Source organism: Corynebacterium ulcerans (assembly GCF_000767685.1).
In the GTDB taxonomy this organism is placed as follows: domain Bacteria; phylum Actinomycetota; class Actinomycetes; order Mycobacteriales; family Mycobacteriaceae; genus Corynebacterium; species Corynebacterium ulcerans.
In genome coordinates this window covers 1,005,239-1,031,206 of sequence record NZ_CP009622.1, presented here as the reverse complement: position 1 = coordinate 1,031,206, position 25,968 = coordinate 1,005,239, and the positions used below count along the sequence as shown (strand labels likewise).

General features: G+C 54.0%; 20 protein-coding genes. 5 read left to right on the top strand and 15 right to left on the bottom strand.

Features of this window, described 5'->3' with window-relative positions:
• Positions 1-182 precede the first annotated feature (182 nt).
• On the bottom strand, positions 183-1,670 hold the full coding sequence (gene gltX / locus CULFRC11_RS04755) for a glutamate--tRNA ligase (RefSeq protein ID WP_038620502.1): 1,488 nt from the start codon (positions 1,668-1,670) through the stop codon (positions 183-185).
• A gap of 29 nt (positions 1,671-1,699) precedes the next feature.
• Here gltX and CULFRC11_RS04750 point away from each other — a divergent pair, with 29 nt between their 5' ends.
• Positions 1,700-2,818 (top strand): isochorismate synthase, encoded by a 1,119-nt coding sequence (locus CULFRC11_RS04750; protein WP_023635562.1) that lies wholly within the window; start codon positions 1,700-1,702, stop codon positions 2,816-2,818.
• 6 nt (positions 2,819-2,824) lie between these two features.
• Here the strand turns inward: CULFRC11_RS04750 and CULFRC11_RS04745 are convergent, their stop codons facing one another.
• From CULFRC11_RS04745 to CULFRC11_RS04700, 10 genes are all read right to left on the bottom strand, one after another.
• A complete protein-coding gene (locus tag CULFRC11_RS04745; protein ID WP_023635561.1) occupies positions 2,825-3,493 on the bottom strand; it encodes a class I SAM-dependent methyltransferase in 669 nt (222 codons plus the stop codon).
• Between the two features lie 62 nt (positions 3,494-3,555).
• Positions 3,556-4,353, bottom strand: a complete 798-nt coding sequence (locus CULFRC11_RS04740) for a fumarylacetoacetate hydrolase family protein (protein WP_023635560.1) — start codon at positions 4,351-4,353, stop codon at positions 3,556-3,558.
• Positions 4,354-4,471: 118 nt separating this feature from the next.
• The gene (locus tag CULFRC11_RS04735; protein WP_023635559.1) at positions 4,472-4,810 is read right to left on the bottom strand and encodes a hypothetical protein; all 339 of its coding nucleotides are present in this window, start codon (positions 4,808-4,810) and stop codon (positions 4,472-4,474) included.
• A gap of 62 nt (positions 4,811-4,872) precedes the next feature.
• Positions 4,873-5,484: a 3'-5' exonuclease gene (locus tag CULFRC11_RS04730; RefSeq protein ID WP_023635558.1), complete on the bottom strand. Its 612-nt coding sequence runs from the start codon at positions 5,482-5,484 to the stop codon at positions 4,873-4,875.
• On the bottom strand, positions 5,484-7,352 hold the full coding sequence (locus CULFRC11_RS04725) for a DUF294 nucleotidyltransferase-like domain-containing protein (RefSeq protein ID WP_080742808.1): 1,869 nt from the start codon (positions 7,350-7,352) through the stop codon (positions 5,484-5,486). The genes CULFRC11_RS04730 and CULFRC11_RS04725 overlap by 1 nt, the downstream gene beginning before the upstream one ends.
• 120 nt (positions 7,353-7,472) lie before the next feature.
• Positions 7,473-8,492 (bottom strand): 3-isopropylmalate dehydrogenase, encoded by a 1,020-nt coding sequence (locus CULFRC11_RS04720; RefSeq protein ID WP_038620495.1) that lies wholly within the window; start codon positions 8,490-8,492, stop codon positions 7,473-7,475.
• Positions 8,493-8,694: 202 nt separating this feature from the next.
• Positions 8,695-10,290 (bottom strand): phosphoglycerate dehydrogenase, encoded by a 1,596-nt coding sequence (serA, locus tag CULFRC11_RS04715; RefSeq protein WP_038620490.1) that lies wholly within the window; start codon positions 10,288-10,290, stop codon positions 8,695-8,697.
• Positions 10,291-10,444: 154 nt separating this feature from the next.
• Positions 10,445-12,001 (bottom strand): hypothetical protein, encoded by a 1,557-nt coding sequence (locus CULFRC11_RS04710; RefSeq protein ID WP_230478265.1) that lies wholly within the window; start codon positions 11,999-12,001, stop codon positions 10,445-10,447.
• Positions 12,002-12,060: 59 nt separating this feature from the next.
• Positions 12,061-13,875 (bottom strand): GmrSD restriction endonuclease domain-containing protein, encoded by a 1,815-nt coding sequence (locus CULFRC11_RS04705; protein WP_031270217.1) that lies wholly within the window; start codon positions 13,873-13,875, stop codon positions 12,061-12,063.
• Between the two features lie 121 nt (positions 13,876-13,996).
• On the bottom strand, positions 13,997-14,980 hold the full coding sequence (locus CULFRC11_RS04700) for a cation diffusion facilitator family transporter (RefSeq protein ID WP_023635554.1): 984 nt from the start codon (positions 14,978-14,980) through the stop codon (positions 13,997-13,999).
• Between the two features lie 139 nt (positions 14,981-15,119).
• On the opposite strand from CULFRC11_RS04700, the gene CULFRC11_RS04695 reads away from it, so the two are divergent.
• Positions 15,120-15,872, top strand: a complete 753-nt coding sequence (locus CULFRC11_RS04695) for a hypothetical protein (protein ID WP_230478264.1) — start codon at positions 15,120-15,122, stop codon at positions 15,870-15,872.
• Positions 15,873-15,950: 78 nt separating this feature from the next.
• Here the strand turns inward: CULFRC11_RS04695 and ilvC are convergent, their stop codons facing one another.
• The 3 genes from ilvC to CULFRC11_RS04680 all read right to left on the bottom strand — a co-directional run bounded on the left by ilvC (position 15,951) and on the right by CULFRC11_RS04680 (position 19,563).
• Positions 15,951-16,964 (bottom strand): ketol-acid reductoisomerase, encoded by a 1,014-nt coding sequence (gene ilvC, locus CULFRC11_RS04690; protein WP_014525652.1) that lies wholly within the window; start codon positions 16,962-16,964, stop codon positions 15,951-15,953.
• 139 nt (positions 16,965-17,103) lie between these two features.
• Complete coding sequence (ilvN, locus tag CULFRC11_RS04685) at positions 17,104-17,622, bottom strand: acetolactate synthase small subunit (protein WP_013911321.1); 519 nt, start codon at positions 17,620-17,622, stop codon at positions 17,104-17,106.
• A 9-nt stretch (positions 17,623-17,631) separates the two neighbouring features.
• A complete protein-coding gene (locus CULFRC11_RS04680; RefSeq protein ID WP_013911320.1) occupies positions 17,632-19,563 on the bottom strand; it encodes an acetolactate synthase large subunit in 1,932 nt (643 codons plus the stop codon).
• Between the two features lie 427 nt (positions 19,564-19,990).
• Between CULFRC11_RS04680 and CULFRC11_RS04675 the strand changes: the two genes are divergently transcribed.
• The 3 genes from CULFRC11_RS04675 (at position 19,991) to ilvD (ending at position 24,346) form a co-directional block, all read left to right on the top strand.
• On the top strand, positions 19,991-21,685 hold the full coding sequence (locus CULFRC11_RS04675; RefSeq protein ID WP_023635552.1) for a mechanosensitive ion channel family protein: 1,695 nt from the start codon (positions 19,991-19,993) through the stop codon (positions 21,683-21,685).
• Between the two features lie 51 nt (positions 21,686-21,736).
• Positions 21,737-22,288, top strand: coding sequence for a PH domain-containing protein (locus CULFRC11_RS04670; protein WP_038620487.1), 552 nt, complete (start codon positions 21,737-21,739; stop codon positions 22,286-22,288).
• A 216-nt stretch (positions 22,289-22,504) separates the two neighbouring features.
• Positions 22,505-24,346, top strand: a complete 1,842-nt coding sequence (ilvD, locus tag CULFRC11_RS04665; protein WP_023635550.1) for a dihydroxy-acid dehydratase — start codon at positions 22,505-22,507, stop codon at positions 24,344-24,346.
• 68 nt (positions 24,347-24,414) lie between these two features.
• On the opposite strand, the gene CULFRC11_RS04660 is transcribed toward ilvD, so the two are convergent.
• On the bottom strand, positions 24,415-25,968 hold the full coding sequence (locus tag CULFRC11_RS04660; protein ID WP_023635549.1) for a DoxX family protein: 1,554 nt from the start codon (positions 25,966-25,968) through the stop codon (positions 24,415-24,417).

Here is a 25,968-nt window from a genome sequence, read left to right as displayed (position 1 = left end):
TTATAAGCCCATCCTGTTCCCCATAAGCCATGGTTATGCATCAACTTTTATAAGGATGCAAAAATCCCCGAACCAGCGGCTAAAACAGCAGCTTAACCTGCCTGTATGATTGCCGGTTCGGGGTTTTTCTCGTTTTACTTTCCATCGAGCCCACTGGGCACTAAGCCCACCGAGCTACTGCCCTACTGTGCCGAGTAAGGCGTCACCTTAAGGACAGCACGCAAGCGGTTGAGCGTGGATTCACGGCCCAAAAGCTCCATCGACTCGAACAGCGGCGGCGAGATAGCCTGGCCGGAGACGCCCACACGCAATGCGCCATAGGCAACGCGTGGTTTGAGCTCCAGGTCCTCGATGAGGGCCTTCTGCAACGCAGCCTCGATACTAGGAGTGGTCCACTCGCCAAGGGCTTCCAGAGCCGCAATGCCGGCTTCCAGTGGCTGCACAGCGGTCTCTTTGAGGTTCTTCTTTGCGGATTTCTCATCAAGCACGAGGTCCTCATCCGCGGTATCGAGGAATTTCAGAAGCGCATAGGCGTCGCCAAGCATCTTGATGCGGGTCTGAACCAAGTCGGCGGCGATAGCAAACTTCTCCTCTGGGTAATCCGCAGAGAAATCCGTGTACTCCGTGAGGTAGTCGCGCAGGCGCTGTTTGAAGTCTTCTGGGGCCAGAAGCCGGATGTGGTCGGCGTTAATGGCTTCAAGCTTCTTCTGGTCAAAACGAGCTGGGTTAGCCAAAACGTTCTTCACATCAAAGTTGGCAACGAGCTCATCTACAGAGAAAATGTCCTTCTCCGAAGACAGCGACCAACCAAGCAGCGCGAGGTAGTTCATCATGCCTTCAGGGATGATGCCGGCATCTCGGTGGTTGAACAGGTTCGACTGCGGATCGCGCTTGGAGAGCTTCTTGTTGCCCTCGCCCATCACAAAGGGAAGGTGCCCAAACTCAGGAGTCTGCTCCGCCACCCCGATTGCCTTCAGCGCCTCATACAGCGCCAGCTGCCTAGGGGTTGAGGGAAGCAGATCCTCGCCGCGAAGAACGTGCGTGATGCCCATGAGGGCATCATCAACCGGGTTAACCAGCGTGTAGAGCGGTGCCCCATTGGAGCGGGCCACTACATAGTCGGGCTGGGTAGCGGCCTTAAACTCGATCTCGCCGCGCACCAGGTCATTCCACTTCCAGTCCTGGTCTGGCATGCGCAAGCGCCAAACCGGCTGGCGGCCCTCGGCCTCAAAAGCGGCGATTTGTTCTTCGGTGAGGGTGCGATCGTAGTTATCGTAGCCAAGCTTGGGATCCTCACCCTTAGCGCGATGGCGTTCCTCTACCTCTGCTGCTGTGGAATACGCGGGATACACAAAACCTGCGGTTTTAAGCTTCTCCAGTACCTCAGCGTAAATATCCATGCGCTGGCTCTGGCGGTATGGTTCGTGTGGTCCACCGACCACTACGCCTTCATCCCAATCCATCCCAAGCCACGTCAGGGAGTCAATGATTGCTTGATAAGACTCTTCAGAATCACGGGCTGCATCTGTGTCTTCGATGCGGAATACAAGCTTGCCGCCGGTGTGACGGGCCTGTGCCCAGTTGAACAAGGCTGTGCGCACCATACCCACGTGTGGAGTTCCTGTGGGTGATGGGCAAAAACGTACGCGTACTTCAGACATGTCTTTCATCGTAGACCAGTGCACTAGACTGGTTTGTCATGTGTGCCCACCGCCCCTCAACTGCGCCCGACTTTTTGTTGTCACGTGCCCATGGTTCCATCCGAACCCAAGGCGCTCAGAAAACCTTCTCCGACCCCTGGGAAGCCATAGAAGCGCTACACAACGGCACCGCAGATCTTGTGGTGGGAGCCCTACCCTTTCGCCGTGATCACGCGTGTGCGCTGACTGTGCCGGAAACGGTTATCCGGGAAGAAGGACCACTAGAGCCGCATGCGTATTATCGCCACGGTGAGGGCAGCATTATGCATGCCCATCTCGATGCTCTGGTACCCGAATTGGATGAGCACCGGGATCGCGTCATCGCAGCGATTGAGACGCTCAAAGCAAGCACGTTAGAAAAAGTCGTCCTGGCGCGAGCAGTGGATATGCGTTTTGATCCCCCCGTGGATCCACGCCTGATAGCTGCACGTTTGATCGATCTTTCCCAGAATCGCGATGGATTCATCGCAGACCTCTCTCCTGCTGGTGAAGACTTTGTGGGCGCAATGCTTGTGGGCTCTTCCCCGGAAGTACTGATTAAAAAACAGGGGTCAACGATTTCCGCGTACCCATTAGCTGGTTCGGCTCCCCGCAGCGCAGATAAGCTTCTCGACGCCCGCGCGGGGGAAGAACTACGCCGTTCACCGAAAGATCTCGCCGAACATTCCTACGTTGTCGATCACCTGCGAACGCTTCTCGCGCCTTTGTGTTCCTCCCTTGATATCCCCCAGTGCCCAGAGCTCACGCGGACTAACGAGATGTGGCACCTAGCTACCCCCGTCGTGGGCACGCTCAAAGACCCCGCGATGACCGCACTAGAACTCGCGTTGGTCGTGCACCCCACTCCTGCTATCTGCGGCACGCCGACAGACGCAGCCGAAGAAATTATCGGAATTGCTGAGGGCGACCGCCGCTTTTATTCCGGAGCCGTGGGATGGTCCGACGCAGCCGGCGACGGTGAATACATGGTCGCCATCCGGTGCGCGGAGGTTAACGGAAGCGGAACCGCCGCACGGGCGTGGGCCGGCGGCGGCATCGTCGCAGATTCCGACGCGGATGCAGAGGTCGAAGAGACCTCCGCAAAGCTGCGCACTATCATGCGAGCACTCGGACTCTAGCTCTGATTAAGAGCCCTGCTTAAGACGCGCGACGAGCACATTGTCAAGGGTATGGCCGTGACCAAGCCCGGTAGCCACATGACGCTCACGGGACTCATTGATCACGATTGTCCACTGCGACGCTGGCAGCATTTCTGCGATGCGTGAGGGAAAGAGATAGTCCTTTAGCACGTCGGGACTCTGGTGCCCCGTAGCGATCATCTCTTCAAGATCGTGGTGCACGAGAACAAGGTAGCCGCCTGGGGCCACCAAGCTGGTAATCGCTGCAAGCCCCTCATCCCCCTTCACGGGAATATAGAAGCCGGTAACTAGGCCGTAGCGCTCCTGCAACGCCTGTGCAGTGCCAGAATTATCGGGTAGCTTTGCCACTTCAAAATCCGCAGCGATCCCGCGTTCTGTTGCCGCAGCTATGGCACGAGAAATAGCAATCTCCGACGGATCCACCCCCACGGCTTTCCAACCATGCTCTGCCAGCCACAGAACATCCGCACCCTCGCCACAGCCGACATCAAGGCTCTGAGAAGGTGAGGCGTTTAGATCCAGCTCCTGAATCACCGCCACTAATGAGCTATTAGGGTTGCCCGACCACACCGGTCCTGCTGAATCTGTATAAATATCATCCTCTGGATGCCTAGGAGGGGCATCGTGATGTGAATGGCGGTGTTCAGTAGTCATATGCAAAAAGCTACCGCACTGGCGCGTGCCGTGCAGTAGCTTTTTTACAACGAGACTTCCTGTTATGCCCGCTCTACGGGGTTTCCGAGGCTTCCCAGTCCTGGGATTTCTACCTCAATAAAGTCGCCTGGGACCATCTCCGCAGTACCTGCTGGCGATCCGGTGCAGATCACATCACCTGGCAGAAGCGTGAAAGAAGCCGTGATGAACTCTATGATCTCGCCCAGGTTCATAATCATCTGATCAGAGTTGGAATCCTGCTTAGTTTCCGTCACGCCATCATGTGTGAGGTGAGCTTTGATCGGAAGATTGGTGGTGTCAATAGAATCCAGGTCTGTTTCAATCCACGGCCCAAGCGGCGCAAAAGTGTCGATTCCTTTAGCGCGTGCCCATTGGCCGTCTGCAAATTGGAGATCACGGGAAGAAACATCGTTAATGATGGTGAACCCAAGAACGACAGACTTCCAGTCTTCCTTCTTAACATTTTTGCAAGGCTTGCCGATCACCATAGCCAGCTCGCCCTCAAACTCCACCTTGGTGGCAAACTCCGGAATCCTAATGGGCGCACCCGGGCCAATGACGGCGGTCGGAGGCTTGAGGAACAGCGTAGGAGGAAGATGCTCTGCGCTCTTTTGGAAAACTTCTTTAACGTGATCCGCATAATTGCGACCAATAGCCACGATCTTGGACGGAAGCATAGGGGCTAACACCCGCACGTTTTCTAGTTTCCACTCCCGACCCGTCTTTTTCGGCTCGGTAAACGGAGTGCCTTCAATTTCTTTGCACACAGTTTCTGCACCGTCGCCCTCGACAACGCAGAAGCACATGCCATCTGGGGTAGCTATTCGTCCAAAACGCATAGCAAAGATAGTACTCACTCAGTCGATTTTTCCCACCACCACGGTTTTTCTGGGGTATCGCGTGAGGTACTGGCTTCCGACGAATCCCATCAGCTGGCACACATGGCGGCACGCACTTTTACATACTGTCAACCAAATTTTTCGCCTCAAGCAAGCCTAAGCCTGGGTACCAGATCCGCGCCTTTTTCACAGCCGCAACCGTCTGGCCTGTAGCTTTTAACGCCCGCAGCTCATCAAGTTGCGCCTCAGAAAACTCCCTCAGCTCCCCGCCTGTTGTCCGTTTCAGTTTTTTATCTGAAATAATTTTGAGGACGGACCCCGTAATAAACAGTATGACCCCAACCACACCTATCCACGTGATAAGAAGATTCTCACCATAGTAAAAATTGTGTCCAATCATGAACAGCAAGTAGACACAACACAAGACGAGGCACGCGCGATAAAGGTAGGTCTTCATGGCTCCACTTTACGTGCCCCCGGTAGTTATACTCACAAAAATTTTATTATTTTATAGAGACGTTATCCGTTCAACGCTAGATAAAGCTCCGCGCACGCCAAAGCGTCTGTCAGCGCATTGTGACTGCGGTAATGGGGTAATCCATATCTATTGCGTACTCGCGCAAGCCTTAAGTCTTCTCCCCGCGGATACGTGCCCATACGTTCCATATGTCTACGCTCTAATTCCATTGTGTCCACGTATGGCACCCGCAGCGGCGCTCCGAAGTGCCGACGGCAAGCAGCATCCCCAAAGCGCACTTCTATAGGGGCAAAGTGGGCAAGGAGTACGCGCCCACGGAGGGCGTCGAGAAGCATGCCCACCGCGCTCTGTTCGCTCGCCCCTTCTTCCAACATCGCGTCCGTAATGTTGTGGAGAGCTGCAGACTTACCCACAGAATCCCTGTCCAGGTTGTCCGGCTTAATCAACACATGTCCAGCACCTGCGAGTTGTATTTTTCCATCATCGATGGGCACCCAACCGATGGAAAGGATTCGTCCCTCCGTAGGAAGGAGCGCAGTCGTTTCCATGTCTACCGCCAAGAGCCGGGTGTGATCGTTTTTCTCCGGAAGCTCTTGATAAACCTGCGCCAACGGCCCCTGCGCCTTGCGGATGGCGTTACTCCCCCACCACATCACATGCTCCGGGTGGGATATTTAGTGCTCAACGCTTGCTGCATCCCCTTGATGATGTGGAAGGCATCGCGCACATGCTCACGATCCATCTTTCCGAGCTGCTCCGGATCCACGTGATAGCTTGGCGCATTGCCCACGCGGAGATCCGTTGCCTGATGATCAAACGCAATGGTGTTAAGCACGTCAAAAGCATCCAACAGGTCATGTGCGCCTTTTTCAGACACGGCCCCGAGGCTCGCCGCAGCATTCAGCCTCTGACGAGTGTCCAACGCATCTGCCCCACAGGTCAACGCATACAAACGCGCCATCTGAACAATCGCGTGAATCCCTCCCTTTTTGATGTCCAAGGTATGGGCATAGTCACCGCCGCGTTCCACCACAAAACCACGGAAAAAACCTAGTGGCGGTTCTCGTCGTGAAGCAACCGTTGCAAGGTGGGCATGGAAACGCCTCGCAGAGCGCGCCTGATCCAGGGAGCTGGTGCGGACGTTGGAGTACAAGGACTCATCGCCATGCACGAGCCTCATGTCAAAGAAGGTCTGCGCAAACATGAGAGCCTCTGGCTCAGGTGCAGTAATCCACGAGGTAAAGGTAGATATCCACTCGCTTTCGGCGAGTCGCCACTGTGGGTTAGATGCCATCATGTCTCCAGGACAAAGCACCTGACCGGCCAGGGCTAGGCCTTGACACACCCGGTTGGCGAGCACCGTGAAATACTCACCGTGTTCTTCCGGCTTGAACGCATTGGAAAGAATAAGGGCGTTATCTTGATCTGAGGCAAAACCCAATTCTTTGCGCCCTTGGGAACCCACCACAACAAACGCATAAGGAACGGGAGGAGGACCGAGTTCTTCTTCTGCAAGGCTCAGCAATCGACGCGCCACTGCATCCGCCGAGTGAGAGAGCAGCGCCGATACTTCCTCCGGGCGTGCTGAACGCTCCACGAAACGTGCTGCTACGTCCTTGCTGCGAGCGAAGACCTCTGCGAGTTCTTCCGCAGAGCTGCGCCTGGAAATATCCGCGGTGATGTAAATGGGATCATTGCGCAACAACCGCATGATGTCGGGAGAACTGACGATTCCCACAAGCGGCTTCTGCGGCTGTGTTGTATCACGCACGGGGAGATGATGGATGCCGTGTTCCGCCATAATCATCATCGCCTCAAACGCTGGCGTTGTGGTAGTCGCCGTTATGGGGTTCAGGGTCATGATCCCCGACACCGGCAAGTTGACGTCCACATCATCCGCGACGACTTTACTGCGCAGGTCGCGGTCAGTCACGATTCCACAGATGTCCTCATCAGTAGCAACAACCAGCGAAGACACATTTTTATCTCGCATAACACGCGCCGCAGACTGAATAGATTCCGTCGGATGCAGTGTGGCGGGCTGGGTGGTCATAAAATCCCCCAGCTGCGCCCGCAGCGATTGAGAGCCGTCGTTGTTGCGCACCTGTTCAGCCGCTGCACGCATCCGAGTTGATTGGCTAGAAAAGAAACGCGTGAAACTAGCATCCTTCTCAGCGACAGCGAGGAAATCCGCGCGAGTAATAGTGATCAGGAGGGAGTCTTCCACTGCGATCATCGAATAGCGATTCCGGTTCTCTCCGAGAATCGTGGAATAGCCAAAAGAGCGCCCGGCTTCTCTCCTATCCAGGAGCACTCCATTTTCATCAGTTATATCCACTGCACCGCTGCGGATCACCCAACACAAATCATTGGACTCTCCGCAGCGTAAGATAACCGAGCCACGTTTGCAGTAGCGTATCTCGGCAGAGCGTGTAAGCAGCGCACGCGATTCCGCAGGAAGCTGGGCGTAAGGTGCATTTTCTGCAAGGAAATGCTGCACCTCGTCTAGTTCGACGGTCATGAAGCGAATCATATATCGTGAGTTAGCTCACGTCACGAAAATGAACCTTTAATAGGTCCTTTTACACCCGGCCGTCTTCTTTCAGGGGGTTCCTCTTTCCTACTCGCCCCTGTGCTTCTTCTATCCGCGCAGTGACGACGCGATGCGATCGCCTACCTCTGAGGTCACAATTTTTGCGCCAGCGCGCGCAGAAACATCCGCAGCAACCGCAGCGTCGATTCGGCAGGCGTTTTCCTCGTCTCCCAGGTGACGCAAGAGCATTCCCGCAGAAAGGATCGCTGCCGTAGGATCTGCGATACCTTGACCGGCGATATCCGGGGCTGAGCCATGAACAGGCTCAAACATCGACGGATTAGCGCCGCTTGCATCGATGTTTGCGGAAGCCGCAAGACCAATTCCTCCGGTTACTGCGCCCGCGAGATCAGTGAGGATGTCTCCAAACAAGTTGTCCGTCACAATGACGTCATAACGCGATGGATCGGTAACCATATAAATCGTGGCGGCATCAATATGGTTGTAATCGACCTGCACTTCTGGGAATTCCCGAGAAACCTCATCTACCGTGCGCTGCCACAGATCACCTGCATGAACCAAAACGTTAGTCTTGTGCACCAATGTCAGGTGTTTTCTGCGCTCCTGAGCCCTCCGGAATGCATCACGGACCACTCTTTCTACGCCATAGCGGGTGTTTTGTGAGACCTCGGAAGCGACCTCATGGCTCGTGCCCTTTCGCAGCACCCCACCATTTCCGCAGTACAGACCTTCTGTCCCCTCTCTCACCACGACAAAATCAATGTCGCCCGGGTTAGCCAGCGGAGACGTAGACGTTGGGTACAGCTTTGAGGGGCGCACATTGACATGATGATCCAGCTCAAACCGCATGGCGAGCAAAAGACCGCGTTCCAAAACTCCTGGCGCAACTTCTCCCGGCGCGCCAATAGCACCCAGCAGGATTGCGTCGTGTTCGCGTAGTTCACCAAGGTCGGCTTGGGTGAGGAGTTCTCCAGTGCGCAGGTATCGACGTGCCCCTAGGTCAAAATTGGTGACGTGGATGCCATCGCGTACCGCATGAAGGACTTTGAGTGCTTCTGCTGTAACTTCGGGACCGATTCCGTCGCCACCAATAACCGCTAATTTCATTTTGCGGAACCCCTTTTCTCACACTGTGGAATGTTTCTGGCAGTGTATCAAACCTATTGATGATGCCGCTAACCTCCTACTGACCAAAGCGGCATACCGTCCCCCTGTTCTTGGGGTCCCGCATCCATGTAAAAGAGATATCCCCGCTTATTGCGCTACACAAAGGCGGTTTCAGGCAATAAGCGGGGATCGCAGAATGCGATTAGGCGTCAAAATCTACGGCAAAGGATTCTGCCTCAATTGACTGCGCAATTGCGTCCACCAGCGACTCGGAGGCAGGCTTGTCTATGCGCAGCACAAGCGTTGCACCCGTTCCTTCAGAGTTTTGAGACAATGCAGCAGCGTCGATATTAAAGCCCGCTGCACCGAAGGCCGTTCCGACCTTACCCAAAGCGCCAGGTGTGTCGGTGTATTGGAAGAAGACGTTGAAGCCATGCGCGCGCAGGTCCAGACCGCGCTTGTTGATTCGCACGATCTTCTCCACATGCTCAAGACCCGTGAGAGCACCGATCACGGATACGGCTTCACCGTCTGCCCCAATAGCTCGGACCTCAAGAACAGAGCGATGCGTAAGGGATTCGCTCGCCGTGGTGACATCGAGTTTCACTCCTCGCTCTTCAGCGATTCTCGGGGCGTTCACAAACGTGACAGGCTCTTCTATCACTGCGGAGAACAAACCGCGTAGGGCGGAGAGCCCCAGGGCGTCAATGTCTTCCGTGGAAAGCTCACCGCGAGCCTCAACTTCCAAGGCAACCGCAGCTTTATCTAGCAGTTTGCCGGCAACCAGCCCCAGCTTCCTAGCCAGGTCTAGCCATAGCGCGACTTCCTCGCCGACTCGGCCACCGGACACGTTCACTGCGTCCGGGACAAACTCGCCAGCCAGTGCTTTAAGCACGGATTCAGCCACGTCTGTTCCTGCGCGATCTTGAGCCTCCACAGTTGAGGCACCCAGATGCGGAGTGACCACAACCTGCGGCAGCGCAAATAATGGCGAGTCGGTACATGGCTCGGTAGCAAACACATCGAATCCTGCGCCACGGATGTGTCCGGAGGTGATGGCGTCGGCAAGCGCCTGCTCGTTGACCAGGCCGCCGCGCGCCGCATTAATGATGATTTGCCCCGGCTTGGCTTTAGCCAGCAGCTCCGCGTCAAACATCCCTTGGGTTTCTGCGGTCTTGGGGAGGTGGATGGTGACAAAGTCTGAACGTCCCATCAGCTCTTCCAGGTCAACCAATTCCACGCCGAGCTGAGCAGCGCGGGCGGGGTTTGCATAAGGGTCATAGGCGATAACCGTGGTTTCAAAGGCTGCGAGCCGGTGAGCAAAAAGCTGACCGATGTGGCCGAATCCAACAATTCCTATGGTTTTCCCGTAAATTTCCACGCCCGTAAACGAGGAACGCTTCCACTCTTGTCCGCGAAGCGACGCATCCGCAGCAGGTATCTGCCGAGCGGTAGAGAGTAGGAGGGAAATTGCGTGCTCGCACGCAGAGTGAATGTTTGAGGTGGGGGCATTAACAACCATGACTCCGCGTTCAGTAGCGGCAGCAATGTCTACGTTGTCTAGTCCAACACCCGCACGGCCGACGATCTTGAGTTTCGACGCCGCATCAAATACTTCTTTATCCACAGTGGTTGCAGAGCGCACTAGCAGGGCATCTGCATCGGTAACCGCTGCAAGGAGTTCTTCCCTCTTGGGCCCATCGACCCACCGGACTTCAACCGAGTCACCCAGAGCATCGACGGTGGACTGCGCAAGTTTATCTGCAATTAGAACGACAGGTCGGCCATTCTGGCTCACGGTATTCTCCTCGATCCGTAATGTCCGGATACTCTGACACGACCGCGCCACAATACCCGGGCCCACGCCGGTTCGCTGGCGTGCGACCTCCACAGTGTAGATGAGGAGTCCTACCAGAACCTACTGGTCGACAGTTTTCCGATATGACGCTCGCCTAGCGCGAAATTATTAGCCCAAGTCGGGGGGAATGTAGAAGCTCTGCCATCTCAGGAAGTGCAGATTCCTCCCCACATTCAGGATCCTTGAGCACCCCTCCAAGCCACCCTTGAGGAAGGCGATCAAAGCTCTGCCCGATCTCCCTCACGCGTTCGCCCGAGGCACAGCGCAACCAGGTCCCAGCCACCGGAGCAAGTGTTGGATAATGCAGCTCCGGAAGCGATGTTGGTGATTGGCTCAACACCACCAATGCCTTTTGCGGCAGCCCATGCTCGCGCACAAATCGATCGAGCCAAGCGGCAGCATCCGTAACCGAACCATCATGGCGCTCTGCACTCACGGCCACGCCCATTGAAGGGAACATAAGTATGTCCTTGAGCGCAGCAAGCTTTGCGACGCCACCAGTAACCGCTGGATCAATAACCAAAAACCCGCGTTTGCCTTGTTCTTCTAGCCCCTGAGCCCATTCCTTGGCAGAACGAATGTCCTGGCCGTCAAAGGAACCATGTGTTTCTGAAAGATGGAAGGCTTGAGTATCGCTTGTATTATCTGCGCGTTTGTCCACAGCCCACGTCGCAATGATTGGCTGATGAGAGAAAACAAGCCCATGTCCGCTGTGAGGCCACACTCGCGTCTTCTCCCCAAAACGAATGACCTTGGCCAAGTTTTCCGCCGTACCAAACTGAGAGCCTAGGGCAATGAGTGCTTCATCGGAAAGGCCTGCAACCATCGACATCGTCTCTTCGCTATACCTAGGATCAGCGACGGGCATCACCCTGATCGTGGCACCATAGGACCTGGCAGTAGCTACGGCAGCAATCCCAGATTCCGGACTCGCAATCACGATGGGCGCCGCCTCCGCATCCCTTTTTGATTGCAGAGGAAACGCCATAATCTTCTCTTGACTCGGACCTGACGGAGGTTGCGGAGAGTCTTCTAGCGTCAAAAGGGCAATATCCGCAGGATTGAGTGTTGCTACCTTTTCAAGCGCCTCCCCCTCCGAAATTTTCCTCGGCGTAAACTTTAGCGAGGTCAGTCGGCCCAATGCCTCAAAAGAACCATCGTCTTTGATTACCCGACGGCTCCCATCCACAGAGCTCAACGGCACATCGCCTACGGCCAGCACGTACCTGGCACCCAACCGGCCAATCTCCGCGATGACTTCCGCCCGCGATTGATCGGTCATGGTCAGCATTGGCGCATGGGCGACCACCGCAATTGAGGACGCGCGCAGTTGAGATGCCATCGCGGAATCGGAGACGACAACCGTATCGGAGGCGTCGAAAAGCAACTGCGATGCTGCTGCGCCCGAATCATAAGGGGTGCCGATCACCTGTGGTTCGGGTATAAAACTCGATGCCACGTGACGGTTGAGATTGCGCACCCGAGCTTCTTCCAGCACCGAATTGACGAGCGCATTCTTGCTTTGTTCTGCCCGCCGTGCCGACGTTGAACACGAGACAAGAAGCATGGCCACAACAAGGACAAGAAAGCCGCGCGCGGCCAGGCCTTTCTGTGAAAAACCACGCAACGGATTCTCATACGGCGTCAACATAAACCCCGAATCCATAGCCTTGCGCGCCGTATCCCCATGTCCTGACGATAAGACACTTTTTACTGCGGGCGGAAGGCATCAGGACCTTCTTCGCCGCCACCCAAGTTCTCCTCATCGACGTCCATCACCGCAGAGCCACCGATAGCCTCTTCGATCATAGCGATCAAGCGTTGGCGCCGGTCTCGGAAAAACTCATTGGCATTCGCGCTCAACACAAGATGTGGGTCCATCATGTGCGTGGCTAGTACCTCATCAAACTCCTGATCGTCCATCAAGGACTTGGATTGTATCCTCGCCAGGTAACGAGCAGGAGAAGATCCTTCTATCATCACGTACGTGCGACGGCCCATCGGCGTGTAATTTAACACGCTGTCAGCCAGCACTCGATCCACGTCATTGTCATCGCACCATACCTCCGGGAAAACCGGACGGAAGTGCACTCCCAAGGTCGCCGCATTATGCCGATCAAAGGCCTGCCCTGTACGCCAATCCCGCGCGCCTCGACCCATCAATAAGGCATAGATTCCTTTATAAAGGCCAGACTCGGGACCGGCACTGAGCAACCGCGATTCCACAAACCGGGCATTACGGATAGATTTTGGAGTCTCTACCTCATTATCCTTGCCAGCCTCGGCCGCCCGGATCCAAGAGGTGACCTCATCCACATCAGTTCCCATGCGGACAGTAAGCGCTGGCGAACCGTACAGCTCCCCGAAGACCCCACACCAGAACCACCTGTTTAGGCGGTTCCACGCTTCCTGCTTGGACAGCAGGCCAGGTTCCTCCGCCAGCAGCGCAATAATCACGGCAAGGGGAATCAACTGTGGGGTGTAAGGCACCTGTGAGGTGGACAAAATGCACCGCTCGCTCATGTAATGAGCTGACTCATGGAACGCCGCACGCATCTTTTTGGCTGCCGGAGCATAGTCCGCCACGCTCAATTTCAGGATCGATTCCCTCTGTGCACTCGCCTTACCGTTGCGTGCAGAGACATACAGCGCCACAGCTGTGAGAAACTCCGTCTTTCCTATTCCATCCAAAGCCGGGTACTTCCTGAGTACCTCGTCGGTTTTCTCCCAATCTCTTAGCAGGTCAAAATCTGGATCCTGCGCAGCAAACAATGAGGTAAGAAGCTCAAACACATCCATCTGCATGCCAGAAGAATTTGCCTGAGCAAAGATAGAACCTATGCCACCCTGAGCGGTTGCCCTGTCGAGACGCACCATCGGAATCGAATAGCCAGCAAGAGGCTTGACCACCTTATTGTTAAAGCGGCGAACATTATCACGCGCCTGGGCATCTGCCCCAGCAGCCATGTCAAAGAGCATGTCCGTAGCCTCATCCGACAACAAAGCTGACACGGGGATACAGCCATGAGCCAGCGCCGCCTCGCGTGAAGTGATGCCGCCTTCTGGAGTCTCTGCAAAATGGGAACGAACGACGCCCGACTCATCCACAGAAATTACGGCCTCGTCCGGCATAACCTCCGAGGAAACAGCTTTTTCTACATCCACATAAAAACGACGACGAACATTCTTGCTGCGGAAATCGACTGACTCCACGAGTCCCTCGCCACGCAAGCACTGATACAGGGAGGTAAGGCGCTGTTGCCCGTCGAGAAGCAAAAGTCCCGGTGATACATGATGCTCCGGCGCTCCCTGAAGGGGCCGCGGCCTAAATCGCATGGGCTCGTTTCGAGTATCTAACGCCATCAACGCGCCGACCGGATAGCCTCGCAATACGGTAACGAGTAACGAACGAATCCGATCCACGTCCCAGCAATACGAACGTTGAAAATCCGGTAGTTGCAGGTCACCACGATCAATGCGGTTAAACAAGTCTGCAAGATCATAGCTTGGCGTAGAAAAACCCATGGGCATGATTCTAGCCATCACAGCCCGTAGGTGCAGAGTCCGAAACATATGATGCGCAACGCTTCCTACACATCGTCACGTTAAGCCTCTACCCGAGCCCTTGATGCGTGGTTTATATCAATCAGAAACGGCGACAATAATCCTCGTGAGCATCGTGCCCCTGTTCCTCAATCTGAATCGTAGCGTGTGCGACTCCCACGCTCTTAAGATAGTCCTGTGCTGCGTCAAGAGGAGCACAACCTGCATCAATATGCTCATCGACAACAAGGTGACACGTCCCCATCGCTTCATGTCCATCTATGGTCCACACATGAAGGTCATGAACCTCCACGACCCCGCGAATGCCCAGCAGCCCTTCTGCAATGGAATCAAGATCATAGCCAGCAGGAGTTCGCTCCAACAGCACCCCGAGTGCACTCCATGCCAAAGCCAACGACCTTGGCAAAATGAGCGCCGCGATCGCGAGCGAGGCCACCGTATCCACCCACAGCCACGACGTGAGATAGATAATGGCTGCCGACACAATCACAGCAATGGAACCCACCATATCTAGCACAATATGCAGGTAGGCACCCTTGACGTTGATGCTCTCATCTTTATGCCCATGCAGAAGGATCGCTCCCACGATATTGGCCAACAAACCGACCACTCCGATCGCTAGCGTAAGAGGCGCATCAATCTCGGTTTTCTGCCCCAACCGCTGAATAGCCTCCACCACGATCCATACGGAGATCACGGAAACTGCCACAGCATTAAAAAACGCAGCTATAACCTCAACCCTTTTATTACCAAAGGTGGCTTTTACAGAAGCAGGGCGCCGAGCTACGAGCATGGCAGCAAGAGCAACGATCAAACCTGTGGAGTCAGAAAGCATATGCATTGCGTCAGAAAGCAAAGCTAAAGAACCAGCCCAGAGGCCACCCAGCAGCTCTACCAGGAAAAACACACTCGTAACGGCAACAACAGTCAGAAGTGCTCTCATACTCGACGGAACATGTCCATGAGAGTGCTCGTGACCATGTCCATGCTCGTGCGTGTGCGTGTGCTCATGCTGCCCGCCATTACGAGAGCCAGTCTTTTCCTCTGATCCTTGTCCCCTATACATGCGCTTGACCCTACACCAAATTTCCATTAAATGGAATTATTGAAAATATCGAACATCACCTCAGGGGATCTTTCTGAAATAAAAATCACACTTCTGTCATTTTATTAAATTCAACCTGTGCTATACCTTAATTGTTGACATGTTCTCAATTACATTTAAGGAAAATTACATGCTGCGTATAAAACGCCTCTTAACCCCAATTCTTGCTGTCGCACTGTTCACAACGGCTTCTCCTGTAGCCCAGGCACAGCAGCAGGAAAGTACAACCACGACCATCAGTGCAAGCACCCAGAGGATCGGTGACGTCACTCTCACCCGCAGCATCACTGTCGACACACCACAAGATGGACCCCAAACAGGAGACGGCAAAACGGTCACAGTGAATCCAGGCGACACCATTAACGTCAAACTCGAGTTAAAAATCCCAAGAAACAATATTGCCTTTACCGATTTTATGGAGCACCTCTCACCTATCGGTTCTTTCGACCCAAGCACTGGAAAGAAAACCATTTTCTTTAGAAAACCAGAAGGGACCGCTGTAGAATCCCTGGACAAACTCCATAACAGAACATTTGAGCAAAAAGATTTACAAACAATCGAATCTATAACGCATGGTACTAGCATTTTTGGCACCGCAGGTGCTCAGATAACGTACGAATACTCCTATACTGCAGCCAATCAGCCTGGCACCTTCGTCACAAGTTTTCAGATGAAAGACCCAAGCACAAAAGAATATATGGAAAAAGAACTGCCCCTTACCGTCGTAGTTAAAGACACTGATGGAGGAAGCATACTGGGCAAAGTCTTCGCGTGGATCGGAGGCATTGCCGGCATTCTTACGCTTATCGGTGGTGGCGTGTGGCACCTCATCAAAAATGTCCTTCGTCTCTAATGAGGGAACACAGATAGCACAATAAAAAAGGGAGCACCTCGACTTCATTACCTAGTCGCGGTGCTCCCTTTTTATGTATTAGGCCGTCGCATCGAGTGGGTTTTTAACCCAACTCATGAGATCACGCAGTTTAGTACCGGTCTCCTCAATCGGATGCGCTGCAATTTCCTCGCGATATGCCTTCAGCTTTGGCTGACCAGCCTCTACGTCTGCGACCATATCGCGAACAAACTTTCCAGATTGGATATCTGCGAGAACTGCTTTCATGTTCTCCTTGACTTCAGGCGTAATGATTCGTGGCCCTGCCATGTATCCGCCCAGTTCTGCGGTCTCCGAAATCGAATAATTCATGTTCTCGATGCCGCCTTCCCAGATGAGGTCAACAATCAACTTCATCTCGTGAAGAACCTCAAAATAAGCCATCTCCGGAGCATATCCAGCCTCCGTAAGAACCTCGAAGCCCTTCATCATGAGGTGTTCGAGCCCACCACACAGAACAGCCTGCTCTCCAAACAAGTCTGTTTCAGTCTCTTCACGGAAAGTAGTCTGGATAACCCCAGCACGCGCTCCACCGATGGCGGCCGCATAGGATAGCGCAAGGTCGCGGCCCTCACCTCGTGGATCTTGATCCACAGCGATCAGGCACGGAACGCCTTTGCCGTCGACGAACTGACGACGAACCAAGTGACCAGGTCCCTTTGGGGCGACCATACCCACTGTTATGTCACTGCTTGGCTCAATCAGATTGAAATGAATGTTCAAACCATGTCCAAAGAACAGCGCATTACCTGGCTGAAGATTGGGTTCAATATCAGTCTTAAAGATTTCTGCTTGAGACGTGTCCGGAGCCAGAATCATGATGACATCCGCCCACTGCGCAGCGTCGGCATTGTTTTTTACTTCAAAGCCAGCTTCCTCTGCTTTTTCTGCAGACTTGGAGCCCTCGCGCAAACCAATAACAACCTCAACCCCGGAATCCCGGAGACATTGAGCATGAGCATGCCCTTGTGATCCGTAACCAATAACGGCTACTTTGCGCCCCTGAATCAAAGAGAGGTCTGCGTCTGCATCGTAGAGAAGTTCAATTGCCATAATGATGTATACCTTTCCGTTACAACTATGCTATCAACCCACGTAGCGAATAGTACGACGTGGAAATGAAGAAATGTTTTCCAAAGCTAGAGAAATCTGAAGCACATACCGGGTTCTGAAATACTTTTCTTTCCAAGAGCTACCGGTTACCCGGTGCCATTGTTTTTGATCCGCGATGCAGGGCAATCTGCCCAGATGAAATCAATTCCAGCACCCCAAAGGGTTCAAGCACGTCCAAAAGGGCGTTGAGTTTTCCTTTGTTGCCTGTCGCTTCAATGACAACCGAGTCAGGTGCAACATCCACGATTCGAGCGCGGAAGATATTTGCGGCGTCAACTACCTGCGGACGATTCGACGCATCTGCAGCTACTTTAACCAGCATCAAGGCTCTAGCAATAGTGGTTTCTTTTTCTAGCCGTACCACTTTAAGGACTGGAATTAACTTATTGAGCTGCTTGGTGATCTGCTCAATATTCACCTCGTCTGCGTCTACAACAATGGTAAAGCGGTTAACACCGGGCTCTTCGGTCTTTCCCGAGACAAATGACACGATGCTGAAACTACGGCGAGTAAACATCGCCACAACGCGAGACGTAATGCCGTCAGTGTCTTGAACCAAAACGCTCAAGATATGGCGAGAAATATCCTTATTAGTCATCACCATCTCCTAGATTTGTTCCCGCGGGGCAAGGTTTCTTTTCGCCTGCTTTTCCAAGGACAATAAAGTTGCCTCTTCGATCAAATCATCAATCTCATCGGGAGACTCCGCAGCAGATTCTTCTCCGTCAAAGAAGGGACGAAGTCCCTTGGCGTACTGAATATCCGAATTTGAGTGGCCAGCCGCAACCATGGGCCACACTTGGGCATCCTCGCCCACGATAAAATCGATCACCACCGGACGGTCATTAATTGCTCGCGCCTTACGGATTGTCGGAACGATGTCCTCTGCGCGAGTAACGCGGAAAGCAGCACAACCAAGTGCTTCTGCAAGCCCAACAAAATCAGGCATGTAGTTATCTTTTTCACGCAATTTAGTGTTGGAGTAGTTTCCGTCGTAGAACAGAGTCTGCCACTGGCGCACCATTCCCAAGTTTCCATTGTTAATCAAAGCAACCTTGATCGGCATGCCCTCCACAGCAGCCGTAGCAAGTTCTTGATTAGTCATCTGGAAACACCCATCACCGTCGATAGCCCATACTTCAGTATCGGGAGCCCCTGCTTTGGCTCCAAGGGCAGCAGGTATGGCATAACCCATCGTTCCCAAACCACCGGAATTAAGCCAGGTACGGGGTTTTTCAAAGTCCAGGAATTGCGCAGACCACATTTGGTGCTGACCTACGCCTGCCGCATAGATAGCATCGGGTCCGACTTCCTTGGATAATTCCCTGATAACCCGCTGAGGCTCGATCAAGCCGTTCTCGCTCTTTTCCCAACCACGAGGGAAATGTTCTTTCAAACCTGCCAAATATTTCAACCAGCGAGCACTGCGAGGTAGAGCAGCTTGAGAAGCCTTATACGTATTAAGAAGCGCTTCCAGAACTTCTTTAGCATCGCCCACTATCGGAACATCAACAGAACGAATTTTCCCGATTTCAGCAGGATCAATATCCGCATGAATCACTTGAGCGTCCGGTGCAAACGAATTCAAAGCTCCAGTGACACGATCATCAAATCGAGCGCCGATGGCAATCAGAAGATCACTCATCTGCATTGCTCCCACCGCCGGAACAGTGCCATGCATTCCGGGCATCCCCATGTGCAAGTCATGCGAGCTAGGGAAAGAACCCAGGGCCATAAGGGTTGTAACCACTGGAATCTGGGCATATTCGGCAAAGGCTCGCAAAGCCTCTGCGGCATTAGCCTTAATAACTCCGCCACCGATGTAGAGGACAGGTCGCCGCGCAGAAGATATCAGTTTTACTGCCTGCTCAATTGGCCGATTGTGGGGCACACTAACAGGCTTATACCCGGGAAGATCGATCTTTGGAGGCCATATGAAGTCCACCTCTGCTTGCTGGATGTCCTTGGGGACGTCGACAAGCACTGGACCTGGACGACCGGTCTGCGCAAGATAGAAAGCTTCCGCTAGCGCCTGCGGAATCTTATTCACATCCGTGACCATCACGTTGTGTTTAGTCACAGGCATGGTAATACCGCGGATGTCCGCTTCTTGGAAAGCGTCTGTGCCCAGCAGGGAACGCCCTACTTGGCCGGTAATAGCGACTAGAGGCACTGAATCCAAGTTTGCATCAGCAATAGGTGTGACCAAGTTAGTCGCCCCTGGGCCAGAGGTAGCGATACAAACCCCAACCCTGCCAGTTGCCTGCGCATATCCCGTTGCAGCATGCCCGGCCCCTTGCTCATGTCGGACTAGAACATGCCTTAGTTTTTGGGCGGAATACAACGCATCATAAAGAGGGAGGACCGCTCCACCGGGTAGGCCGAAGACAATGTCTGTACCCAGTGCCTCAAGCGATCGTACGATCGCCTCTGCGCCTGTCATGCGCTCAGGCCTTTGTGACTGGGACCGCTTAGCCATCGCAGCGGGAGAAGGCGGGACCGAAGATGTGGTCTTTGTGGTCTTTGTGGAGGCTGCCACGACTTCTAGCTCCTTGATTGTTTACGGATGTTCTGCTCGGATCTAGCCAAAGGCGTGGTTGCCTGGACTAGGTCATATGCCAATACACAGCACCGCTAAAACCATTAGTTGCCGGTTTAAACGATCTGCTTATTCAATAGTTGAACATTAAGCGGATGATGGTGGTCCGCTACGAAAAAAGCCCCCGATCAGCACTTGTGATGCTGGCGAGGGCGCTTACGTTACGACTTGGTGGCCGTTACGGCAGGCGCCGCTCGGATAGCACTACAAGTCGAATAATGTTCATAGGATGGGATACTACACGCCACACAATGGAATATTGGTGTTTTTCCTTAGCTTACCCCCATATGGTGTGGGTCACTTCTCTATTCGCACATAAGAACTAGCACACCCACCAACCCCACCAACATCGCTATCCTCGGTAGTCATGCGAACTCAATTCCTCTTGCACCAAACGTGGGACTGGTTCATCGACACGGGCCTTAACCTCCTGATCTTGGCCTTCCTGGCCTTTCTTGTGCCTCGCCTTGGGCGTTTAGCCATGCGCATCGTGGAAAAGAAGGTCATAGACGAGCATGAGGATGAGTCGAAGGCACATCTTGCTTTCGCCGGCGTGATGATCTACATCGCGCAGATGATCGCCTACTTTGTGATCTTTGTTTTTGTTTTGCAACAAATCGGCTTTACGCTCGCCGGTGCCGCCATCCCTGCCACAGCCGCATCTGCCGCAATCGGCTTAGGTGCACAATCCATCATCGCCGATTTCCTTGCAGGCTTCTTCATCCTGAGCGAGAAGCACTATGGCGTGGGCGACTGGGTTCGATTTGAAGGCGGAGCCACCACAATTGAAGGCACGGTCATCCAGATCACGATGCGTGCAACGAGGATCAGAACGCTCGCAGAGGAAACCGTCATCATCCCCAACTCTAAAGCCGGGGTATCCATCAATAACTCAAATTATTGGTCGAGCGCAGTGGTTACCATGCCTATCCCCCTCCTCGGTTCGGATTCAATCGAAGAAGCCATAGAACGTTCAACGCACGCTACCCAACGGGCTTTACGTCGCAGTGATATTGCACCAGAAGTACTCGGCGAACTCAGCGTGCACCCTTCTGTCGCCGTACATCAACCCAGCACAGTCGGACAACCTTGGACAGTGGATATGCGCTTTGTATGCCAGGTCAATCCAGGGTCTCAGTGGCTTGTGGAACGCGCGATTCGCACCTCCATCATTGATGAATTCTGGCAAGAATACGGCACTGCACCTACTCTCACAGGTTCCAGGGCAGACACCCTTGAGACATCCTCGCCTTCAGATATCGCCGATTCACTCTTCCGACCAGCAATAATCGCCAACACGGATACCCCGAAGACGGCTGCGTCGACTGGCTCCACAGACGAGATATCCCGGCCCCTGACTGACACAGGAAGCACCGAAACCACCAAGGTTTTCCCAGGCGCTTCCCCTATCACCCCCGCAGAAGATTCACGCACCACGGAGCTTCCCGACGCACAATCACCTAACCGCGGCAACCATGCAAAAGAAGATCCCGCAGTTGTGGAAACTGGCCTCATGGACGCCGCCATCTCCACTAATGAACAACAAGATTCCACCGATCAAGGAATCCACGATAAAGACGTACAATCACCACGCGCCTCATCCGATTCTTCTACGACAACGTGGCGTCGAATTCTCACAGTCGGGGGCCGTACCCGAGTCTCCACAACTATGCTTGTTATCGGCTTTGCGCTCATAGTTTTACTCAAGGGCTTCACGCTAGAGCCTGACGACGCCTATCAAAAGTCCCGCAGCGTAGCTCCTCCAACTCCGCAACCTACAACCTCCGTTGCGCCACCGCCTCCCCCTGTCATCACCACGCCAGAAACGACGGAAACCTCAGTACCGCAGACCTCAAGCCAACAACCTTCTTCAGAGACTCCACCCCCTGCACCGCACGGTAGCTCGGGCTCAAGCGGAGGCGCTTCAGAAGAACCAGCAAGCCCCACAAGTCCACAGGATCTTCCGGCAGACTCAACCGGCCCCACCCCAGTAGGAGATCCTCAGGCAGAAGGCGGCACGACCGATGCGGGTACACATAATTCGCGTGCAGTAACGCCTTAAGGGCTGCGGCAGACCACCCCGTTGATTCCTCGTCCATTAGGATGTTTTCCCATGAGCGAAAAACCTTCAGCCGGCTCCCCTGCCGATCCCACTAAAACCTCCGGTGCGCAATCGCCAAAAACAAAAGTTGTTTTCTCCCAAGAGCGCACCCATATCTTGGCGGCTGGCATTATGGCTGCAATGCTTCTCCTTATCATCGGCGCAGCACCGCTCTACTTGTTCTGGTTATTAGCCTTCCCCGTACTCTTTATTATCTGGGTACTCAAAACGAAGACCATCGTCGATGATTCGGGCATTACGGCTAAGTACTTTCTCCAGGCTCCCGCTCATGCGGCTTGGAAAGACATTCAGGGGATCGAGTTCAAGGGGTCCCGAGCCATGCTCAAGACCACGCATAAGACCTTCCCGCTACCTGCAATTACGTTCAATTCACTCCCCCGGTTAGAGGAAGCATCTGCAGGACGCATTCCCGATGTCTTGTCCCAAGGTAAGAAGGCCGCAGACGATAAGGTCGTCATCGTGCATCGTGACGGCTACCAAGAGATGCTCACAAAAGAAGAGTTTGAGCGACGCGAGGCTGCAAAAAATCGCAACGAGCCCTAGTCATAGAGCCTTATGAGATGAGCTATCCTACAGAGTAGGAATAATCATCATCGCCGCCTCATCCACCCATAATGAGTCTGCACGAGCCACCTACTTTCCTAGGGTGCCTTGCTAAGAGAGCACACAGTTGAAACAAGCGCTTACTGCTCTACGCTGCCACAACCCCACCTAACGCAGCACCACATCTATATAATCAGCCCACACGTTAGGAACAGCATGTTTCCACTCCGTTCACGCGTCACTACTGTCGGTCGAAACGCCTCGGGCGCTCGCGCGCTTTGGCGGGCCACTGGAACTAAAGAGCACGAGTTTGGGAAGCCAATTGTAGCGATTGTCAACTCCTACACGCAGTTTGTTCCCGGCCACGTGCATCTTAAAAATGTTGGCGATATCGTTGCCGATGCAGTTCGCGCAGCAGGTGGAGTTCCCAAGGAATTCAATACCATCGCGGTGGATGATGGTATCGCCATGGGGCACGGAGGTATGCTCTACTCCCTTCCTAGTAGGGAGATTATTGCGGACTCGGTGGAATACATGGTCAATGCGCATACTGCCGATGCCATGGTCTGCATTTCCAACTGCGACAAAATCACTCCTGGGATGCTCAACGCCGCAATGCGCTTAAACATCCCCGCCATTTTTGTCTCTGGCGGCCCTATGGAAGCTGGCAAAGCCGTAGTTGTTGACGGGATAGCGCATGCCTCAACCGACCTCATCACCGCTATCACCGCATCAGCTAATGAAGCTGTAGACGATGACTCTTTACAAGCTATTGAGGAATCCGCCTGCCCCACCTGCGGATCCTGTTCCGGAATGTTTACCGCTAACTCAATGAACTGTTTAACGGAAGCACTCGGGCTTTCGTTGCCAGGTAACGGCACTACGTTGGCTACACATACTGCACGTAAGCAGCTGTTTGAACAGGCAGGCACCATGATCGTGGACATGTGTCAGCGATACTACGGCCAAGAAGACGAGTCGGTGCTTCCCCGTAACGTGGCCACAAAAGAAGCATTCCTTAATGCCATGGCCCTTGATATGGCGATGGGTGGCTCAACCAATACGGTTCTCCACACGCTGGCCGCGGCGCAGGAGGGTGAAGTCGATTTCTCGCTCGCCGATATTGATGAGCTCTCACACCGGATCCCTTGTTTATCTAAAGTCGCCCCGAATGGCAGCTACCACATCGAAGATGTCCACAGAGCCGGAGGAATTCCAGCCATCCTTGGGGAGCTCCACAGGAACGGCCTACTAGAAAAAACTGTCCACTCTGTCCTCTATTCATCGTTGGATGAGTGGCTTGGCGACTGGGATGTACGCAGCAATAACCCTTCACAAGAAGCCATCGAGCTATTCCATGCGGCTCCTGGAGGCGTACGCACTACTGAGCCATTCTCTCAATCAAACCGTTGGGATTCGCTCGATCTAGACGCCGCCAATGGATGTATCCATGATGCTGACCATGCGTATTCTGCTGACGGAGGTTTAGCTATTTTGCGAGGTAATCTCGCACCCGACGGCGCGGTAGTAAAATCTGCCGGAGTTGATAAATCCGTATGGACGTTCTCTGGTCCCGCTCGCGTGGTTGAAAGCCAAGAAGAAGCCGTCTCCATCATCCTGAATAAAGAGGTCCAACCTGGCGACGTGGTGGTGATCCGCTATGAAGGCCCTTCCGGCGGCCCCGGCATGCAAGAGATGCTTCATCCAACCTCATTCCTTAAAGGTGCTGGCCTAGGCAAAGCGTGCGCACTGATTACCGATGGTCGCTTCTCAGGAGGCACATCAGGCCTATCAATCGGCCACATCTCTCCGGAAGCAGCTCATGGCGGCCTCATCGGATTGATCGAAAATGGTGATCGGATCACGATCGACATTCAGCAGAGACTGTTGCACCTGGATGTGGCTGAGGATGAAATCGAGCGGCGTCGTCAAGCTATGAACGCACGAGAAAAACCGTGGAAGCCGCAAAACCGTCAACGCCCCGTATCCAAGGCTCTGCGTGCATACGCCAAAATGGCGACCTCCGCAGACAAAGGCGCAGTGCGTCACGTAGATTAACACGTGTACAAGCAAAGACCCTGACCTCCGAAAATCTGGAGGTCAGGGTCTTTAGTGCTTTCCGTGGTTTAGACCAGCGGATTTACAGCGGCTCCGAACCACCACAACGCCACTGCTCCCGCAATTCCCAAGATGGCAAAGACCCACGAGCTAGCAAGTGGCCGCTTAGCCCAGCTCCGGCTCACATCAAAGGAAATAAGGCCAGGGCCAGTAAATTGCAGCACTAACGAGATAGTGGTGAGGAAGAATGCAAACCAGACGGAATCATTAAGGTCGATGAGATTCAGCGACTCCGCGCTCGCAATATGATGCACAGTAAGGAATGACGTCACAACAGTAGCCAGAGCAGCAGCGACTGGGGTGAGCAAGCCAAAGACAAGGAAGACGCCTGCCGCCAATTCCATAGCCGGTACGGCAACAGCCAACGTGCTGGCATAAGCGTAGGAAGAGAACTGATCCTGCAGGCCGTTTATGCCTCCAGAATTCCCCATCGCAAAGAACACTTGGACGGCGTCCAAAATCAACCAAGCACCAAAGACTACGCGCAGCACAAGCAAACCAAAATCGATTGTTCCGCGTTTGGCCGCAACAGCAACAGCGTGTGCGTCTACCGGTTCCGGCTGCGGTGCCACTGACGCAACCGGAGATGCTGGCGCAACCGTAGGTATTGGTGCGACCGCAGGTGCTTGCTCGACTGGGGATTCAGCAAAGGCACTAGTATCAGGTGCCGTTACCGGCGTCGGCGTTACTACCGTGCTTGTCGACGCCGCAGGTGGCGCAGGTGGCGCCGGAGGCACAGCGGGTGCGAAATCCTCATCTCTATAAGCCGCACGCTCAGTAGGAGCAGGGTCTCGGTATATCGAAGTGGGAGCATCTGAAGCAAGCGGTTGGCTATGGCGCTGAGCGTCCCGCCCTAGGGTTTGAGTATCCCGCCCTAGGGTTGCCGTCTTCTCCTCTCCCGGAGTTCTAGGAACCGCAGATTCTGCGACAGGGGCGTCCGGAGCAGATGGAGCAGCCGGTGCTGCTGGGACAGTCGAAACGGCCGGCGCAGCACTGAACACAGTGGTTTTATCTTCCGCAGGCGCAGGCTGCTTTGCCACAGTCTCTGCACTAAAAGACTCCGTGGGTGGATGCTGCACCTTTGCTTGAGAAACCACTTCTGATGTCGTGGCAGGTTTAGCGTCTGCGGCATCGTTCTCCGAAGCTAAAGGCTTCTGCGAGACAGTAGCCGGCTCATCGGTCACTACCTTTTCCGTCTTTTCCGCATCGCGAGGCGGTTCTATGAGAGGAGAATCCGACACAGCTTCCGGTGTGGATTCTTTGTGAGAGGTAGCGTCAACACGCTCTTCCTTCTCAGCAGGTTTTTCTACGTGCGGAGGCTGCACACGCGCAGATTCAGAGGAAGCGTCGCTTCGCGTTGAGGGTTGAATCGACTGGGGAGCCACGCGTCCCGCACGTTCGTAAATACTCTTGGCGGGGTCTACAGGATCTACAGTTTTCTGTGAAGATTCCTGAGGCGACTGAGGAGACTCTTCACGTGGCGATGACGCAGAGGGGGCTTGGTATGTGGGGATCTCATCGTCAAGATCGCTAGCACGGTCGGGCTTGGCATTGTCGTTCAT

Excerpts from the sequence above, each read along its gene's own strand:
- gltX (WP_038620502.1), bottom strand. The coding sequence starts at position 1,670 with ATGAAAGACATGTCTGAAGTACGCGTACGTTTTTGCCCATCACCCACA.
- CULFRC11_RS04750 (WP_023635562.1), top strand. The coding sequence starts at position 1,700 with ATGTGTGCCCACCGCCCCTCAACTGCGCCCGACTTTTTGTTGTCACGT.
- CULFRC11_RS04745 (WP_023635561.1), bottom strand. The coding sequence starts at position 3,493 with ATGACTACTGAACACCGCCATTCACATCACGATGCCCCTCCTAGGCAT.
- CULFRC11_RS04740 (WP_023635560.1), bottom strand. The coding sequence starts at position 4,353 with ATGCGTTTTGGACGAATAGCTACCCCAGATGGCATGTGCTTCTGCGTT.
- CULFRC11_RS04735 (WP_023635559.1), bottom strand. The coding sequence starts at position 4,810 with ATGAAGACCTACCTTTATCGCGCGTGCCTCGTCTTGTGTTGTGTCTAC.
- CULFRC11_RS04730 (WP_023635558.1), bottom strand. The coding sequence starts at position 5,484 with ATGTGGTGGGGGAGTAACGCCATCCGCAAGGCGCAGGGGCCGTTGGCG.
- CULFRC11_RS04725 (WP_080742808.1), bottom strand. The coding sequence starts at position 7,352 with ATGACCGTCGAACTAGACGAGGTGCAGCATTTCCTTGCAGAAAATGCA.
- CULFRC11_RS04720 (WP_038620495.1), bottom strand. The coding sequence starts at position 8,492 with ATGAAATTAGCGGTTATTGGTGGCGACGGAATCGGTCCCGAAGTTACA.
- CULFRC11_RS04710 (WP_230478265.1), bottom strand. The coding sequence starts at position 12,001 with ATGTTGACGCCGTATGAGAATCCGTTGCGTGGTTTTTCACAGAAAGGC.
- CULFRC11_RS04705 (WP_031270217.1), bottom strand. The coding sequence starts at position 13,875 with ATGGGTTTTTCTACGCCAAGCTATGATCTTGCAGACTTGTTTAACCGC.
- CULFRC11_RS04700 (WP_023635554.1), bottom strand. The coding sequence starts at position 14,980 with ATGTATAGGGGACAAGGATCAGAGGAAAAGACTGGCTCTCGTAATGGC.
- CULFRC11_RS04695 (WP_230478264.1), top strand. The coding sequence starts at position 15,120 with ATGTTCTCAATTACATTTAAGGAAAATTACATGCTGCGTATAAAACGC.
- ilvC (WP_014525652.1), bottom strand. The coding sequence starts at position 16,964 with ATGGCAATTGAACTTCTCTACGATGCAGACGCAGACCTCTCTTTGATT.
- ilvN (WP_013911321.1), bottom strand. The coding sequence starts at position 17,622 with ATGACTAATAAGGATATTTCTCGCCATATCTTGAGCGTTTTGGTTCAA.
- CULFRC11_RS04675 (WP_023635552.1), top strand. The coding sequence starts at position 19,991 with ATGCGAACTCAATTCCTCTTGCACCAAACGTGGGACTGGTTCATCGAC.
- CULFRC11_RS04670 (WP_038620487.1), top strand. The coding sequence starts at position 21,737 with ATGAGCGAAAAACCTTCAGCCGGCTCCCCTGCCGATCCCACTAAAACC.
- ilvD (WP_023635550.1), top strand. The coding sequence starts at position 22,505 with ATGTTTCCACTCCGTTCACGCGTCACTACTGTCGGTCGAAACGCCTCG.
- CULFRC11_RS04660 (WP_023635549.1), bottom strand. The coding sequence starts at position 25,968 with ATGAACGACAATGCCAAGCCCGACCGTGCTAGCGATCTTGACGATGAG.